Source organism: Variovorax sp. CCNWLW225, assembly GCF_037204045.1.
In the GTDB taxonomy this organism is placed as follows: Bacteria; Pseudomonadota; Gammaproteobacteria; order Burkholderiales; family Burkholderiaceae_C; genus Variovorax.
The window spans coordinates 489,770-504,957 of the sequence record NZ_JBBCBV010000001.1 but is presented as its reverse complement, the minus strand read 5'-3'; the positions used below and the strand labels follow the sequence as shown (position 1 = coordinate 504,957).

Below are 15,188 nucleotides of genomic sequence, written 5' to 3'. Positions count from 1 at the left end.
TTTGTCAGTTGCTTTTGAGCTTCGCGTCGAGCGCGTGCTTGCCGGGCCGCCCGACGTCCCAGGCGAGGCCCGTCTTCTCCAGCGCTGCGACGAACAGGCCGCTGGGATCGAACTGGTACCAGCGAAAGCGCAGCACCGCGGCGGTGGGAAAGGCGTGATGGTTGTTGTGCCACGACTCGCCCAGTGTGAAGAGCGCGAGCCATCCGTTGTTGGTGCTGCGGTCGCGCGTGGCAAAGTCGCGCCGGCCGAAGATGTGGGTGAGCGACGTGATGCTCCAGATCATGTTGTGGCCCGCGTAGATGCGGATCAGCCCGCCCCAGGCCAGACCCTGCAGCGCGCCGATCCAGCTGCCGTGAATCCAGCCGCCGGCCAGCGCGGGCAACGCGAGACCCGCGGCAACCCAGACGAAGTAAAGGTCGTTGACGCGCGAGATCAGCCGGTCGCGCATCAGATCGCGCGCATAGAAGGCCGAGTTCGGTACCTCGTGGCCGAAGCTCCAGGCCATGTAGGAGTGCCAGAAGCCTGCGAACCCCGCGCGCAGCGGCGTGCCGTCTTCCAGCACATAGGGTGAATGCGGATCGCCCGGCGCATCCGAATGCTCGTGGTGGCGGCGATGCAGCGCGACCCAGAACTTGAGCGTTCCCTGCATCGCCATCGAACCCATGATGGCGAGCGCAACCCGCACCGGCGTCTTCGCCTTGAAGCTCTGGTGCGTGAACATCCGGTGATAACCCACCGAGATGCCGAGCCCGGCAATGGTGAAGAACACCAGGAAGATCGCCAGTTCGGCAAGCCCGGGTAGATGGCCCGCGACCGCGAGCCCGCCCGCGAGCAGAATGCCGGCCGCGCTCAGCACCACGACGGCAATGGCATGGCGGCGCTGCGAGCGCCGCATGCGGGGACTCTCGATCGTGCGGGCAATGACAGGACGGCGCGACTCAGCGATGCTGGACATGGCGTGCTCCCGAAGCCGGCTCGCTGCCGGCCAGCATGTTCGCGATCCGTTCGGCGGAGGCAGACCGCACGTTGCTCACCAGCCCGAGACGTGCCAGCAGCCGGATCAGGTAGCCGCCGATGTCGATCTGGCTGGCCTTGATGCCGAAATAGGCGGAGGCCGGAAAAGCGTGGTGGTTGTTGTGCCAGGCCTCGCCCAGGGTCGGCAGCACCAGCCACAGGTTGTTGCGGCTGCTGTCGGCCGTGCCGAAGGGCCGCGAGCCGAACATGTGCGTAACCGAGTTGATGCAGCTCGTGGCGTGAAAGCTCAGGAACAGCCGCACGAAGCCGCCCCACAGCAGCCCCTCGGCCGCGCCCCGCAGCGTGCCGGTGAAGGCCCAGCCCAGCAGCGCGGGCAGCACCAGCCCTGCGGCCACCAGGGCGTAGTAATGGCGGCTGACGCGTGAGACCACCGGATCGCGGATCAGGTCCTTGCAGTAGTGCAGCGCGTTGGAGAGTTCGTGCGTGAACATCCAGCCCACGTGCGCGTGCCAGAACGCGGCCATGCCGCGGATCGGCGCGCTGTCGTGAAAGAGCGGCGAGTGCGGGTCGCCGGGCGCGTCGCTGAACTGGTGGTGGCGCCGGTGGTTGGCAACCCAGTAGGTGGGCGAGCCTTGCGCCGCCATCGAACCCAGCACCGCGAGGCCGGCGCGCACCGCCGGCCTCGCTTCGAACGCACCGTGCGACAGCATGCGGTGAAAACCCACGGTCATGCCGAGCATCGTGAGCACGTACATGGCGGCCATCAGCCAGAGCGCTGCGGCGCTCACGCCGGATTGCACGGCGAGCACCACGGCCACGATGGTTCCGGCGAGCGAAAGGCCCGAGATCGCGAAGGCGTGCAATTGTTGCGCCTGGCGCAGGCCCTGGGCGGCGACCGTGGGGCTGCGCAGGGGATGGGTATGGCCGCGCGCCGGGGGACCGCCATCGCCGCGGTCGTCGTTTTCCGCCTTGCGCCGTTCGCGCCCCGCCAGCGGCAGCGTGCCGTCGAGAAAAGCCGCGCGGCAGGCGCGCCGCTGCACCTTGCCGCTCGAGGTCTTCGGGATGGCGCCCTGCACAATCAACGCGAGCGCATGCAGCCGCACCTGGTGCACCGCGGTGATCGCTTCCGTCACGTCGCCCAGGATCTGCGCTTCATCGAAGCTGTCGCGGAATTCGCGGTTCAGTTCCTGCACCACGACCAGCCGCTCTTCGCCGTTCACATCGACCGGAAAGGCCGCGCCGCAGCCGGGCCGCAGCGCCGGGTGACTGGCCCAGACCGTGCGTTCGATGTCCTCGGGATAGTGGTTGCGGCCATGGATGATGATCAGGTCCTTGAGGCGCCCCGTGAGGTAGAGCTCGCCGTCGTGCAGCAAGCCAAGATCGCCGGTGCGCAGGTAGCTGCCTTCGCCCACACCGTCGAGCGACGCAACGAAACTGCGCGCGCTCGCCGCCGGTTGGTGCCAGTAGCCCTTGGCCACGCTCGCACCCGAAACCCAGACCTCGCCCACCTGGCCCGGCGCGCACGGCGCCAGCCGGTCGGGGTCGACGATGTGGATCTGCTGCCCCGCCCAGGCATGGCCGCAGTTCACCAGCACGCGCGCCTCGGGGGCATCGCTGAGCACTGCATCTCGGCGCTCCAGCAGCGCCCGGTCGAAGCGCAGGCTCGCGGGCGCGACCGACCGGCCCCGGCCCGAAACGAACAGCGTGGCTTCGGCCAGGCCGTAGCAGGGATAGAAGGCTTCGCGGCGAAAGCCCTGCGGCGCGAAGCACTGGCTGAAGGCATCGATCACCTCGGCGCGCACCGGCTCGGAGCCGTTGAACGCAACCTCCCACGAAGAGAGATCGAGCGCCTCGCGCTGCGCCGCACTGATCCTGCGAACGCACAGCTCGTAGGCGAAGTTGGGCGCACCGCTGAAGGTGGCGCGGTAACGCTCGATGGCTTGCAGCCACGCCACGGGCCGCTTGAGAAAGGTGGTGGGCGAAAGCAGCACGCACGCCACGCCGAGATACATTGCTTCGAGCACATTGCCGATCAGGCCCATGTCGTGAAACAGCGGCAGCCAGGTCACGATGGTCGTGCGCTGCGGGTCGTGCCCGAAGGCTTCGGCCATCATCCGCAGGTTGTGCACGAGGTTGCCGTGGCTCACCATCACGCCCTTGGGCTCGCCCGTCGAGCCGGAGGAATATTGCAGGTAGGCGATCGAGTCGGCCGACAGCGCCGGCGCCTGCCAGGCCGCCGCCGATGCCTCGCCGTGCGGGATGTCTCCAACGCGCAGCCACGCCAGCGATCGCAATGCCTCGGGCATTGCGGCCAGCGCCGCGTCGCTGATCTCGTGCGTCAGGATCGTGCGCGCACCCGAGCTCGCCACGATGCCAGAGAGCCGCCCCACGTCGCGCGCCGTGTGGGGGCAGGGCACGCCGATCGCGCCGGCGTACACGCAGCCGAAGAACGCGGCCACGAAATCGAGCCCCGTCGGAAAGACGAGCAGCACCGGTTCGCCGGGCGCCACGGTGGCCTGCAGGCGCGCGGCGATCGCAATGGCGCGCCGGTGCAGTTCGCCGAAGCTTGTGCGCGCGCATTCCGCCGCGCTGCCGTCCAGCAGGATGTAGGCGGGCGCGTCGCCCCGGCGTTCGGCATGCGCGCCCAGAATGTCGACCAGCGTGGTGTGCTCCTGCATACCTACCTCGCCAGGATGCGGGCTGTCGCCGATGCCGTGGCCACCAGCTGGCCGGCCTCGGTGGTCAGCCTGGCCTCGACGAAGCACACGCCCGCTGCCTGGGAGCGGATCCAGCCCTCGCCGATGAACTTTCCAGGCTTGCCCGGCCGCATGAAGTTCGACTTGATCTCCAGCGTGGGGGCCATCTGCCCCGGCCCCAGCGTGCACATCACCGCCAGGCCGGCGGCGTTGTCCAGCATGGCGCACATCATTCCGCCCTGCAGCACGCCCGCGGGGTTCAGGAACTCCTCGCGCGCAAGCATCTCGCCGCGGATGTAGCCGTTTTCGCTGTCGAATTCGAGCGTATGCCATCCCAGCAGCACCGCCACCGGCGGGTGCGGCGCGCGGCCTTCGTGGATGTCGAGGAACGATGGCGCCAGCGCAAGGTCGCGCTTCATTGGCTGGCGCCCGCAGCGCGTTCGCCGGCAAGAGTGGTGCGGTGCATCACCCGCCGCAGTGCCTGCTCATTGAAGGGCTGGGCCCAGTGCATGAGCGAGCGGTTGTCCCACATCATCACGTCGCCGGGCCACCAGCGGTGCTTGTAGATGTACTTCTCCTGCACCGCAAGACCCACCAGCTCGTCGAGCAGCGCCTTGCTGTCGGCCGCGCTCAGCCCGACCACGTGCGAGATGTGGACCGGGCTCAGGAACAGCGAGCGGCGGCCGCTGTCAGGGTGGGTGCGCACCAGCGGATGCACGGCCACGGGGACGGCCGCTTTTTCTTCCGGCGACAACGGCGCAAGGTTGCCCACCGCGCGGCGAGACACCTCGAAGTCGTGCACCGCCTGCAGCCCGTCCACCCGCGTGCGAAGCGCGGCGGGCAAGTCTTCGTAGGCCTGCTCGAGATCGCAGAACCAGGTTTCTCCGCCCTGGCGGGTCAGCTCGATGCCGCGGAACACCGACCCCTTGCTTGGCACCGCACGGTAGCTGCTGTCGATGTGCCATTGCTGCGTGACATGAAGGTAGCGCACCGTGTTGTGGTCCGCGGGCAAGTGATTGCCCTCGGTGTCCACGTTCGATACGCGGAAGATCTCGCTGTGGGTGTTCGCGCGCACCGCCTTCATCGGAAACTCCTCGAGCGGGCCGAAGTATCTGGTGAAGGCAATCTGCTGGGCGTCGTCGACGTGCTGGTCGACAAAGATCAGTATCTTGTAGCGCACCCACGCGGCGTACAGCGTGCGAACGGTTTCGGCATCGAGCGGCTGCGAAAGATCGAGGCCGTGGACTTCGGCGCTCAGCCGGTTCCCGAACGGGTCAGGCCGGATCTCGAACGGCACGCCTTCTCCGGCGCTCCGGCCATCCCATGCATGCCGGTTGTCCGGCGAATGGGCGAAAGGAAAAACCTGTGCTGCGGCGTGCGCACCCTGGGCCTGCTTTTCCATCGTGGCGTCTCCATGACGAGGTGAACACCCCTCGCTTGGCGCAAAGTGTGGTCGGCGCATTCCGCGCCAAACTGAAAATTGGAGAGGCCCGATCTGAAAAAAATTCAGACCACCGACGGCTGAATCATTCGCTCAGTTGCGCAAAGCCTCGCGCAGCCAATTGACGAAGGTCGCGCATTCCCAGCGCTCCATGGCCCCGTGCCGCCAGCAGAGAAAGTAGGCGTTGGGTGAGGGCACACTCTCCGGCGAAAGCCGCACCAAGCGCCCACTATCCAGCCAAGCTCTGCCTAGCTTCAGGCGCAGCAGCGCAACGCCTAGGTCTTCTACAGCCGCGTCCAGCATCAACCCGAGATCATTGAACTGGTTGCCGACGGTTGGCTCCGGCAGGGTGATGTCGTAGGCCCTGAACCAAGTCCGCCAAGATTCAAGGGGTGTGCGCAGCAGGTGGGCGCGCGAAACGGCTCTAGCGGTAGCAAAGCCAAAAAAGGGCCCATGACTGCGCAAGTAGCTAGGACTGCAGACGGGGCTCACTTCATCGACCTGCAATTGGATGCACTCGCGGTCGTGGAACGGGCCCATGCCAAAACGAAGCTCTATATCGGCTTCTTCGGCTGTCATGTTCCGCACTGGCGTCGTCACCTGCAGCATCAGCTCGATATCGGGGTGCGTATGACAGAAGGCCGCTAGCCGCGGCAGCAGCAGTTGACGAGAAAAGGTCGGCGTCACCGCCACACGCAGTTGCCGCACCGCCGACCGCCCTTCGCGCCCGGGTATCTGCTGCAGTGCTTCTATCGCCTCGCGCACGCGTGCCAGATATGAGATTCCGTCGGCGCTGAGACTGAAGTCATGTCCTGCGAAGAAGCGCAGCGCGAGTCGCGATTCGAGTTGGCGGATGCGATGGCTCACGGCACTGGGAGTGACACTGAGCTCTTCGGCAGCGCGATTCACACTGCGCAGTCGCGCGACGGCCTCAAAGGCAAGAAGCCCTTGTGTCGAAGGAAGATGCATTGAACCACCTCATCCGAGTATGAATCTCGCCACGCGGCTGCGTAATTTTCCAGGGAAAGCAATGAAAATTACACCCTACTTCGGGCGGCTTGTGTATGACTCGGTGCTGGAGCCTAGGTCTGAGCGCCGTTACACACATTCATGTGAAGTTTCGTTCCTTAAATGAAACCGGCTTCCTGCCATTGGCAAATGAGCTAACTCGTCGAATGCTGGCCCACACGCCCTTGTAGTAGGGGATCACGTTCCGATCGGTCCAGTCAGTCGTGAGATTGCCTGCAACGCCGCTGAAATAGCCGAAGAGCATGAAAGTCTGACCAGCCTTGATGGATCTGGTCGGATACACCAGTGCGTACGTACCACCGTAGTCGTTGAAAACCTCTACAACGTCACCGGCGCCCAACCCTGAAGCTCTGGCGTCATCCTGGTTCATCTCGAGGTACGCCATGGGGTAGCGGTCTTTCACGTGCTCGTTGTACTGATCGTGATACGCGGTCTGCCACACCTCGTTAGCTCGGCCATTGTTGATCCAGAACCTATGCTTTTCTTTTTGATCCGCAACCGGCTTGGGGAGGCCGTTCCACACAGCAGGCTTGAACGCAGCTTTGCCATCCTTCGTGTCGAACTTGCCATCGGTATAGACCATCTCCGTGCCGATTAGCCTTCCGTTCTTGACTTCCTTGATGGGCAGCTGCACGCCGTTGTTGCCGGCCTTTCGCAGCAGCTCGTAGGTGGCCAGATAACCGGTATCGCCGCCTTGGCTTTCGATAACCGCAACGCCTGGCCTCCCGGCTTGCCTGAAGCCATCGTTGAAGGCGTCCTCCTCGGAATTCCAGTCGAAGCCCTCGAACTGAGCTGCCTTGCTTTTGTTGCCGGCTTGGGTGTAGAGAGTTTTCAACGCATTGGCGATATCTGCGGCGATGAGGCAGTCCGGCTTGGCGGATCCCGGAGGATCCATGAACTTCTCGGACAGCCGCAACCGGCGCTCACCATTCATCGACGTCAGGTTCATCTCCCCCGGATGCGCGGCCGGCATCAGCAGCTGAGCCGCTTCCGCGAGCTTTGTGGGGTACAGGTTGATTCCCACGACGAAGAGGCCGCCCTTGTTCTTGCACGCGTCGTAGATGATGTCGACCATGGTGGCTACATCGGCTCCACGCGCCCTGGCCATGGCTTCGCGAACGACGTTCGCTCTGCGGGTGAGCGCTTCGCGATGCCGTTCGGCGTTGTTGGTGCTCTGGAATGGGTTGGTACCCCAGATCGTGTACATGAGACCGCGGCCCTGGATGACCTCCTGGTCAATGTAGATCTTCTTGTCGCCAGGGTATTCGGGGCGCGTGTAGCCCTCCTGGTGGCCGCCCATGCGCACCACCCCCGTGCCGCGACGTCCGACGTTCTGCGTCGCAATGACTAGGCTGACCAGCGCACTCTGGATCACGTAGTTGTCGTTGCCCCAGATGATCCCTTTCTCGTAAGGATGCATCGTGCGCGGACGATGGCCAGAAGCCTTCGGCTTGTAGGCCCACTCGGCGGCTTGCTTGATCTTGTCGACCGATAGGCCGGTGATCTTGGATCCATCGACGAGCGACATGCGATTGGTCTTCAGCGCCTCCTCGAAGCCTGTGGTGCGTTGGGCGATGAACTCCTCGTCGTGCCATCCCTGGTCGACGACGTAAGTGAACAGCGTGTTGAACAGCGCGGTGTCGGTGCCGGGTTCTAGGTCCAGGTGCAGCACGTTTTCCTTGCCTGCCACTTGCTCGGCGATCGCAATGGTCGAGGTACGCCGGGGATCGACGACGATGAGCTTCGCCGCGGCCGCCGTCTCCCCCGGAAACCACTTCTTCTTTTTCTCGACCGTACCGCCAGACAGGTTGGGCACCCAGTGGTTCAGGAAGTAATTGGTCTGGGTTTCGTAGGAATTGCAGCCCGTGGCCAGGATGCAGTCCGCTAGCTCGGCGTCCTCGTAGCTATTGTTGAGCTCGCCGATGCCCATCTCGCGCGTGGCATGGCATTCGGAGTTGTAGGCAGGCCGGTTGTGGATGCGGACCATAGGCGTCTTCAGCGCAGAGAACATCAGCTTGCCAGTGCCCCAGGTGTTCTCGAAGCCACCGCCTGCACCGCCGTGGTCGAAGCAGTCGAACATCAGGCCTGACGGGCCATCGGCGTCCAGGATTTTCTTCGTCACCCCCGCGTAGATGGCCAGCGCCTCGTTCCAGTTGGTGTCGAGCCATTCATTGCCGCGGAAGATGCGTGGCGTCTTCAAGCGGTCCTTGCCGATGCCGTCCGCCGAGTACATGTACGAACCCATCCGGCCGCCACGCACCGACGAGAGACCGCTGTTGACCACGCACTCCTTGTCCGGAACGACCATGATGTTCCAGCGCTTGCCGGCCCGGTCGGTGATGGTGTTGGTCATCGCCGGCGTCATCGTGATCGCCATGGGTGGCAACTGCTTGCGAAAATCCATCCCGAGCGCGTTGTCGCCAGGGGCGCGCCCGCCTTCACGGCTCGCATCCCATTTGTAGACGTGATAGCCGCAACCGACGATGCAGAAGTGGCACGTCATGTTGGTTTTTTGGGCATCCTTGGCGGGCAAGGCAATGCGGTCTCGAATGTCGGTCATGGCCTTGCCCCCTTAAAGCACGTTGGACTGTCTGCCATACAGCAGGCCGTTGATGGAGATGGCCTGCACGCTGTCACTGCGCGGGTCGTACTCCAGCAACACCTGCGGGAGGTCTTCCGTTGCCTGTCCACAGACCATCTGGCCGCTTGCCTCGGGATCGAACACGGAGAAGTGGCAACCGCACTTGAATGTCCGGGTGCCCGCGTCGTAGGCGACAGGGCAGCCCATGTGCGAACACATACCGCTGTAAGCCACTATGTCTTGGTTGGGGCCGACGCCGCCGGGTACCGGCGAGCCCGTGCGAATGGCGTAGCACGGCGAACTCGGGTCGGGATAGGTGAAGCTGATTGCTTGGTTGACCGGCATAGCGGCGGCTTTACCGAGCGACCGCCTCGGGTAGCTCAAAGTCGTCGCTCCCGGAGGCGATGCTGCCACTGCCCCCTGAGCCGGCGTCAAAGTAGACGTTGCGAGTGCAGCGGCGCTGCCGCTGCTGGACAGCATAAAAATCCTGCGGCTGACTTTCGAGTCCTTCATTGTGTGTCTCCAAGTTCTATCCACGGAAAACTAGTACTTATCTATATAACTAGATAACCAGTTATATAGATGATAGCATCGCCCCGCCTTATTTAGGCGGTGAGTGGGTGCCGAGTTTTTGGCGATTCCGCGAACTCTCCTTTGCGCAGACGGCTTGCGCAATGAGATGGGACGCTCACGGCATTCACGTTTCTTCTGCCCTTAGTCGTCAATGAGGAGACTGAAATGAAACGTCGTGATATGTTGATCGCGTCTGCAAGCATTGCTCTGGCCAACAGAACAGCAATAGCAGCACCGGAATTCCCTAGGAGCGACACCCTGATCCGGTACGTGGTGCCCTTCGCGCCAGGGGGGCTCACGGACGTCATGGCGCGCACTGTCGCGCAGAAACTCGCCGAGGCCTGGAAAATCTCGATAGTTGTAGAAAACAAGGCAGGCGCGAGTGGCCAAATCGGCGCCGAACAGGTAGCTCGATCCGCATCGGATGGCAGTAATCTCCTCGCCATCACGTCTAACCATGCAGTGAACGTGGCGCTCTTTCCGAACGCTGCCTACAACCTCGTGAAAGATCTCCGTCCGGTTGCCTTGCTGGCGAACTCTCCGATGCTGGTCGTCGTCCCTGCGAGCAGCCCGCTCAATGACTTTAGGGATCTGATGGCCGCATCAAAAGCTCGGCTCCTCACCGCTGGGTCGAGCAGCAACGGGAGCGCAACACATCTCACAATGGCTCTCTTCAATGACCTGAACCAGACGCGGATGACCCATGTGCCCTATAAGGGCGGCGCACCTTCAATGCTTGATCTAATCAGCGGACGGCTTGACGTGATTTTTTCTAATTTCCCGGAGTCGATCGTGCACGTAAAGGCTGGGAAACTGAGAGCTCTCGCCATCTGCAGCGCTGCTCGTCACCATGTCGTCCCGGACGTCCCCACCACAAGTGAAGCGGGAATGCCCGAATTGAACGTCGAGAGCTGGACTGGCCTGATGCTTCCGGCTAAGACGCCCGATGGAGTCGTGGACCAGTATTCTCGTGAAATAAGCAGAATCATGCGCATGCCGGATGTCCAAGAACGAGTGAAAAGCCAGGGCTTTCGTCTCAACTTCCAAGGACCAGAAGAATTCGCTCAATTTCTGAACACCGAAATCAGTCGATGGGGTCGAATCATTAAAGTAGGAAACATCTCCCCAGAATAGATTGTCTCGGCGACGAGGCTGCACCCGCCAAAATGAATGCAAAAGTTCAAGACTTTCTGCGGCGAAATTGATCTTGCCAAAATGAAATATTTCAATTAGCGTTGAATAATGGATCAAAATCAGGCTGTAAAGTCGCTCGCAGCTTTGGCGCAGCCGCTGCGGCTCGAAATTTTTCGAGCACTGGTGGCGGCAGGGGAGGCAGGTGCGACACCGGGAGTTCTGGTTGAACAACTAGGGGTGCCCAGTACTTCATTGTCATTTCATCTAAAGGAGCTCACGCACGCCGGCCTGCTGAGCCAAGAGCGGTGCGGCCGACATCTTGTGTATCGGGTGATCTTTGGCCACATGTCGGCATTGATAGGCTACCTGGTCAAGAACTGCTGCGATGGGGCTGGCTGCGATCTGGACGTACCAGGCCCCGATGCATGTTGCGTCCAAGACCCGACAGAGAACATTGCCATACAACTAGTGCTATAGTGTAGTAATGGATAAGTGCACTCCCCCACGATTGTCTGTCGACCAAGCCGCTCCGATGCTCGCGGCCCTCGGAAGCCTGCCGCGCTTGGCCGTGTTCCGGTCGCTTTTGCGCGCCGGACATGAGGGCTTGAACGTCACTGCGCTTCAGTCCGTTACAGCCCTCCCAGCCTCAACGCTGAAACATCACTTGGCCGCCCTCGTTGACTCTGGCCTCGTCGCACAGCAACGGACTGGTCGCGAGGTCAATTGCACTGCTCGATTTGAAGAAATTCGACACCTCAGCGGATTCTTGCTGCGAGAGTGCTGCTTCGACGTGGGGGAGGCGCTTGAAGAGTCCAGTGAAATGAGTGGATAGGGTCCTTTTTTTTCTCCCGAAACAACTATTTCTCTAGTTATCTAGATTCATCCGAGAGGCATCAACATGACCGACTACGAAGCTGTAAGAACCTTGATTGTGTGGGCACCAATCGCTATCGCTGCGGTCCTTGCGACAGGACTGGTGCTCTTCGGAGCAGTCCAGTTATGGGCCCGGCGGCGCGCGGCTGGACGTCGCGCGCAGTTGGGCCCGAGATTTGTCGACACGAGGTACTAGCAGGCAAGCCTCATCGACGAGACAGCTGTCGCTGTCAAGAGGCGTTACACCTATCTATATATTTGGTTATCTAGATATATAGTTGTTTCAGCGTTCCGCATCGTGGACGCCGAGATCCAAAGGAGGCCAGGTGTGACGAAACTTTGCAGAGTCGTTCAGATGACGATTGGGGTGGCAGTTCTCGCTTGGCATGCGATTGCCGCTGCAGATCAAGCACCTACATCGGCGCGGATTACCGTCACCGGAGCGAGCACGCTCGCTCCCCTGATCTCGGATCTTGCGAAGTCCTTTGATGCGGCGAACCCGAACGTGCGTACAGACGTGCAGTCGGGCGGGTCTTCGCGCGCAATCACCGACGTTCGGAAAGGGACCGCCCAAGTGGGCATGGTTTCGAGGGCGCTGTACCCTGATGAATCTGATCTAAAGGCTTTGCTTATCGCGCGCGACGGTATCGCGATGGTTGTGAATGCGGCCAATCCACTTAAGGCATTGACCCGCGCTCAAGTCATAGATATCTACTCGGGAAAGATAAAGAACTGGTCGGCACTCGGTGGGCCTGATATGCCTATCACCGTGGTCAGCAAAGCAGAAGGTCGCTCAACCCTGGAAATCTTCTCGAGCTACTTCGGACTGCCATACCGTTCCATCAAGGCGCACGTCATCGTTGGAGACAACCAGCAGGAAATTATGACGATCTCCGGCGCCAAAGGGGCCATCGGGTATGTGTCGATTGGATCGGCGGAGTTTGAGCAAAAGAAGGGTTCACCCATCAAGTTGCTGCAACTCGATCAGTACGTTCCGTCCACAGGGAACGTCGCGAGCGGGGCGTACCCGATCAGCCGCGAACTTAACCTCGTATCCCGTGAGCCGCTGTCGCCAGAAGCTAAACGCCTTTTGGCATTCGTGAGCGCGCCTTCGGCCAAACCATTCATCCAGGCTCATTTCTTCGTGCCCATGCCATAGAGCGAGTTCGGTCGGAGCGTCGATCAACATCACTCATCAAAAGGGCAAGCAATGAACGTCTCGTGGTATGACCAGTCGAGATTCATCCCTAGTCACGGGCGAAATCTGGACAGGATGGTGTTCGTCGGAACATGCGTGGCTGCACTTGTTGCGTCATCGATTCTTGCACTGATAACGTTGTTCCTGATTAGCGAAAGCTGGCCTTTCTTATCGGATGTGGGCGCCTTGCGCCTCCTGTCGGATGAAGAATGGGCTCCCAAGGGCGACGTCTTCGGGCTCGCGCCAATGTTGGTATCAAGCGTTTTGCTCACCATCGGCGCTCTGCTGCTCACTACGCCGTTCAGCATCGGCTTTGCCGTGTACTGCTCGTTCTACTCCCGTAAACGCATCGCAGCCGGTTTGCTCAGGCTGGTGGATATCAGTGCGGGTATCCCAACCGTCATCTATGGCTTCTGGGGGCTTGTGGTGGTAGTGCCCATCATCAATTCGATTGCGCCACCTGGAGCAAGCATCCTTGCGGGGATTCTGGTCCTAAGCCTGATGATATTTCCGACGATCACCGTCATCACGCAAGCGGCGATCGAGGCGGTTCCCAAGACCTACATCTATGCCTCCACCGCACTCGGCGTAGGTCGTGCAGCCACGATTCGCCATATCGTATTTCGACAAGCTCGCGCAGGTGTCTTGGCCGCCATGACGCTTGGCGCTGCGAGAGCTATTGGCGAAACCATCGTCGTGCTGATGGTGTGTGGGAACGTCGTTCAGATGCCGTCGTCGTTCTTCGATCCGGTGCGGGCTCTCACTGCGAACATCGCGCTCGAGATGCAGTACGCGATGGGGCTTCATCAGGCTGCACTCTATGCAACGGGGCTGACAGTCTTGATGGTGGTCGCATTGCTCGTTCTGCTGAGCGGCCTCTATGCACAACGTCAAGCCAGAGAGGACAGCTAAATGAAAGCAGTGCTATTTCTTCTCTACGCCGGATATCGTCGTGCAGGCGGACTTAAAGAAGTGACGTCGACGGCATGCATCTACGCGCTCACAGCCATCGCGCTCGCAGCGTTGATAGCCCCGATCGCTCACATAGTTATTAACGGCGTGAGTTCGCTTTCCATCGACTTCATCGTCCAAGAACCTGCGGAATCCGGCCGCGCCGGTGGAATCGGCTCGATCTTGATCTCCACATTCCTGATCGTCGCAATCAGCTTGGCTGCCGCGCTTCCCTTGGCCCTTGGAACAGCGGTGCTGCTGAGTGAATTCATGCCGCGAAGCAAAGTCGTTATGCCAGTGGTGCGCAATGCCCTCGACGTGCTCGCCGGAGTGCCTTCCGTCGTTTTCGGGCTCTTCGGACTGGCCTTCTTTTGTCGCCAACTCGGGATGGGTTACTCCATCTTGGCAGGTGGGCTCACACTCGCTTGCATGATTCTGCCTGTGCTCATTCGCACCTTCTGCAATGCGATTGAATCGGCTCCGCCCAGCTACAAATTGGCTTCAGCGTCCCTCGGAGTTTCGCGGACCGCCACGCTCTGGCACATCACTCTGCCGGTCGCTCTGGCTGGACTCACATCCGGCTGCGTATTGGGTCTGACTCGCGCGTTTGCTGAGACAGCCGTTCTGCTGTTTACGAGTGGCTATTCCGACAGGATGCCGGCGTCAGTGATGGATTCCGGCAGAAGCATTTCCGTGCACATATACGAGTTGGCTACAAACATACCTGGTGGCCAGAACGCAGCTTATGGCTCGGCACTGGTTTTACTGACCTTGCTTGCCGCCATCAGCATGGCAATCCATTTCGCGTCCGTGAAGCTGCAGTCGAAGTTTCTCGGAGTCACCCTGCCGACGTGGAGATGATCGATGGAATATTGCGCTCAAGAGTTCCTGGACATGCACAAAGCGGGCGTATCAGCAGCCCCGGTAAGTCCGCCCGCAAGTAAGTGGTGTTTCGACATCACAGATTTGGACATCCGATACGGGGATCGAAAAATCATTGGTGGCACCACGCTACAGATCGCGGCCAACGCTGTTACAGCGATCATGGGGCCTTCGGGTTGCGGGAAGTCCACGTTCCTTTGCTCATTGAACAGGCTGACGGACCTGGAGCTCGATTGCAGAGTCACCGGGCAGGTCAAGTTTCACAGGAGCGATGAATCGCATGTCTCCGCACCGATTGTTCTTGGCCGTCAGGTTGGCATGCTTTTTCAGCGTCCCAATCCCTTTCCATTTTCCATAAGACGCAATCTCGAGTTTCCGCTGCGTCAGCACGGGCTCGTAGACAAGAAACGAACAGCCGAGATCATCGAAAACTCGCTGATCGACGTAGGTCTTTGGGACGAGGTAAAGGACAAGTTGGACATGTCAGCGATGGCGCTTTCCGGAGGCCAGCAGCAGCGCCTTTGCCTGGCTCGTGCTCTTGTGCTCAATCCAAGTGTGTTGCTTATGGATGAGCCCTGCAGCGCGCTCGATCCGATATCAACGCAGAAGATAGAAGCGCTAATCAAGCAGTTGGCGACCAAGCGAACAGTGGTGCTTGTCACACACAACATCGCACAGGCTCGACGGGTCGCTGACTACATCGCGCTTTTCTGGCATGACGGCTCCTCGGGAACTCTCGCAGAGCACGGGCCGGCCGGCAGGATCTTTGAACAGCCGACCACTGATTTTGCGCGCTTCTATTTTGCTTACGAGTAGCGCTCCGTGACGCAACCAACCAGCTGGCTGCATGCCGAA

Annotated in this window: 14 protein-coding genes; 7 read left to right on the top strand and 7 right to left on the bottom strand. The window is 61.0% G+C overall.

Going from position 1 to position 15,188, the window contains the following annotated elements; translation table 11 throughout:
* Nucleotides 1-4: 4 nt before the first annotated feature.
* The 7 genes from V9L20_RS02545 to V9L20_RS02515 all read right to left on the bottom strand — a co-directional run bounded on the left by V9L20_RS02545 (nucleotide 5) and on the right by V9L20_RS02515 (nucleotide 9,235).
* Nucleotides 5-955 (bottom strand): acyl-CoA desaturase, encoded by a 951-nt coding sequence (locus V9L20_RS02545; RefSeq protein ID WP_337295371.1) that lies wholly within the window; start codon nucleotides 953-955, stop codon nucleotides 5-7.
* Nucleotides 939-3,653: an AMP-binding protein gene (locus V9L20_RS02540; RefSeq protein WP_337295370.1), complete on the bottom strand. Its 2,715-nt coding sequence runs from the start codon at nucleotides 3,651-3,653 to the stop codon at nucleotides 939-941. Before V9L20_RS02540 ends, V9L20_RS02545 begins: the two co-directional genes overlap by 17 nt.
* Nucleotides 3,654-3,655: 2 nt before the next feature.
* On the bottom strand, nucleotides 3,656-4,090 hold the full coding sequence (locus V9L20_RS02535; protein ID WP_124962111.1) for a PaaI family thioesterase: 435 nt from the start codon (nucleotides 4,088-4,090) through the stop codon (nucleotides 3,656-3,658).
* Nucleotides 4,087-5,073: a TauD/TfdA dioxygenase family protein gene (locus V9L20_RS02530; protein WP_337295369.1), complete on the bottom strand. Its 987-nt coding sequence runs from the start codon at nucleotides 5,071-5,073 to the stop codon at nucleotides 4,087-4,089. The genes V9L20_RS02535 and V9L20_RS02530 overlap by 4 nt, the downstream gene beginning before the upstream one ends.
* A 132-nt stretch (nucleotides 5,074-5,205) precedes the next feature.
* A complete protein-coding gene (locus V9L20_RS02525) occupies nucleotides 5,206-6,081 on the bottom strand; it encodes a LysR substrate-binding domain-containing protein (protein ID WP_337295368.1) in 876 nt (291 codons plus the stop codon).
* A 139-nt stretch (nucleotides 6,082-6,220) separates the two neighbouring features.
* Entirely contained in the window at nucleotides 6,221-8,701 is a 2,481-nt protein-coding gene (locus V9L20_RS02520; protein WP_337295367.1) for an arsenate reductase (azurin) large subunit, read from the bottom strand.
* A 12-nt stretch (nucleotides 8,702-8,713) separates the two neighbouring features.
* Nucleotides 8,714-9,235, bottom strand: coding sequence for an arsenate reductase (azurin) small subunit (locus V9L20_RS02515; RefSeq protein WP_337295366.1), 522 nt, complete (start codon nucleotides 9,233-9,235; stop codon nucleotides 8,714-8,716).
* A gap of 225 nt (nucleotides 9,236-9,460) precedes the next feature.
* Here V9L20_RS02515 and V9L20_RS02510 point away from each other — a divergent pair, with 225 nt between their 5' ends.
* The 7 genes from V9L20_RS02510 (at nucleotide 9,461) to V9L20_RS02485 (ending at nucleotide 15,149) form a co-directional block, all read left to right on the top strand.
* Nucleotides 9,461-10,429, top strand: coding sequence for a Bug family tripartite tricarboxylate transporter substrate binding protein (locus V9L20_RS02510; RefSeq protein ID WP_337295365.1), 969 nt, complete (start codon nucleotides 9,461-9,463; stop codon nucleotides 10,427-10,429).
* Nucleotides 10,430-10,537: 108 nt separating this feature from the next.
* Entirely contained in the window at nucleotides 10,538-10,906 is a 369-nt protein-coding gene (locus V9L20_RS02505; RefSeq protein WP_337295364.1) for an ArsR/SmtB family transcription factor, read from the top strand.
* Between the two features lie 7 nt (nucleotides 10,907-10,913).
* Nucleotides 10,914-11,261: an ArsR/SmtB family transcription factor gene (locus V9L20_RS27300; RefSeq protein ID WP_185738444.1), complete on the top strand. Its 348-nt coding sequence runs from the start codon at nucleotides 10,914-10,916 to the stop codon at nucleotides 11,259-11,261.
* 369 nt (nucleotides 11,262-11,630) lie between these two features.
* Nucleotides 11,631-12,461 (top strand): phosphate ABC transporter substrate-binding protein, encoded by an 831-nt coding sequence (locus V9L20_RS02500; protein ID WP_337295363.1) that lies wholly within the window; start codon nucleotides 11,631-11,633, stop codon nucleotides 12,459-12,461.
* Nucleotides 12,462-12,512: 51 nt separating this feature from the next.
* On the top strand, nucleotides 12,513-13,412 hold the full coding sequence (gene pstC, locus V9L20_RS02495) for a phosphate ABC transporter permease subunit PstC (protein WP_337295362.1): 900 nt from the start codon (nucleotides 12,513-12,515) through the stop codon (nucleotides 13,410-13,412).
* Nucleotides 13,413-14,312 carry a phosphate ABC transporter permease PstA gene (gene pstA, locus V9L20_RS02490; protein WP_337295361.1) on the top strand — a complete coding sequence of 300 codons (900 nt, stop codon included), beginning with the start codon at nucleotides 13,413-13,415 and terminating at the stop codon, nucleotides 14,310-14,312.
* Between the two features lie 3 nt (nucleotides 14,313-14,315).
* Nucleotides 14,316-15,149: a phosphate ABC transporter ATP-binding protein gene (locus V9L20_RS02485; protein WP_337295360.1), complete on the top strand. Its 834-nt coding sequence runs from the start codon at nucleotides 14,316-14,318 to the stop codon at nucleotides 15,147-15,149.
* The last annotated feature ends 39 nt before the right edge of the window (nucleotides 15,150-15,188 follow it).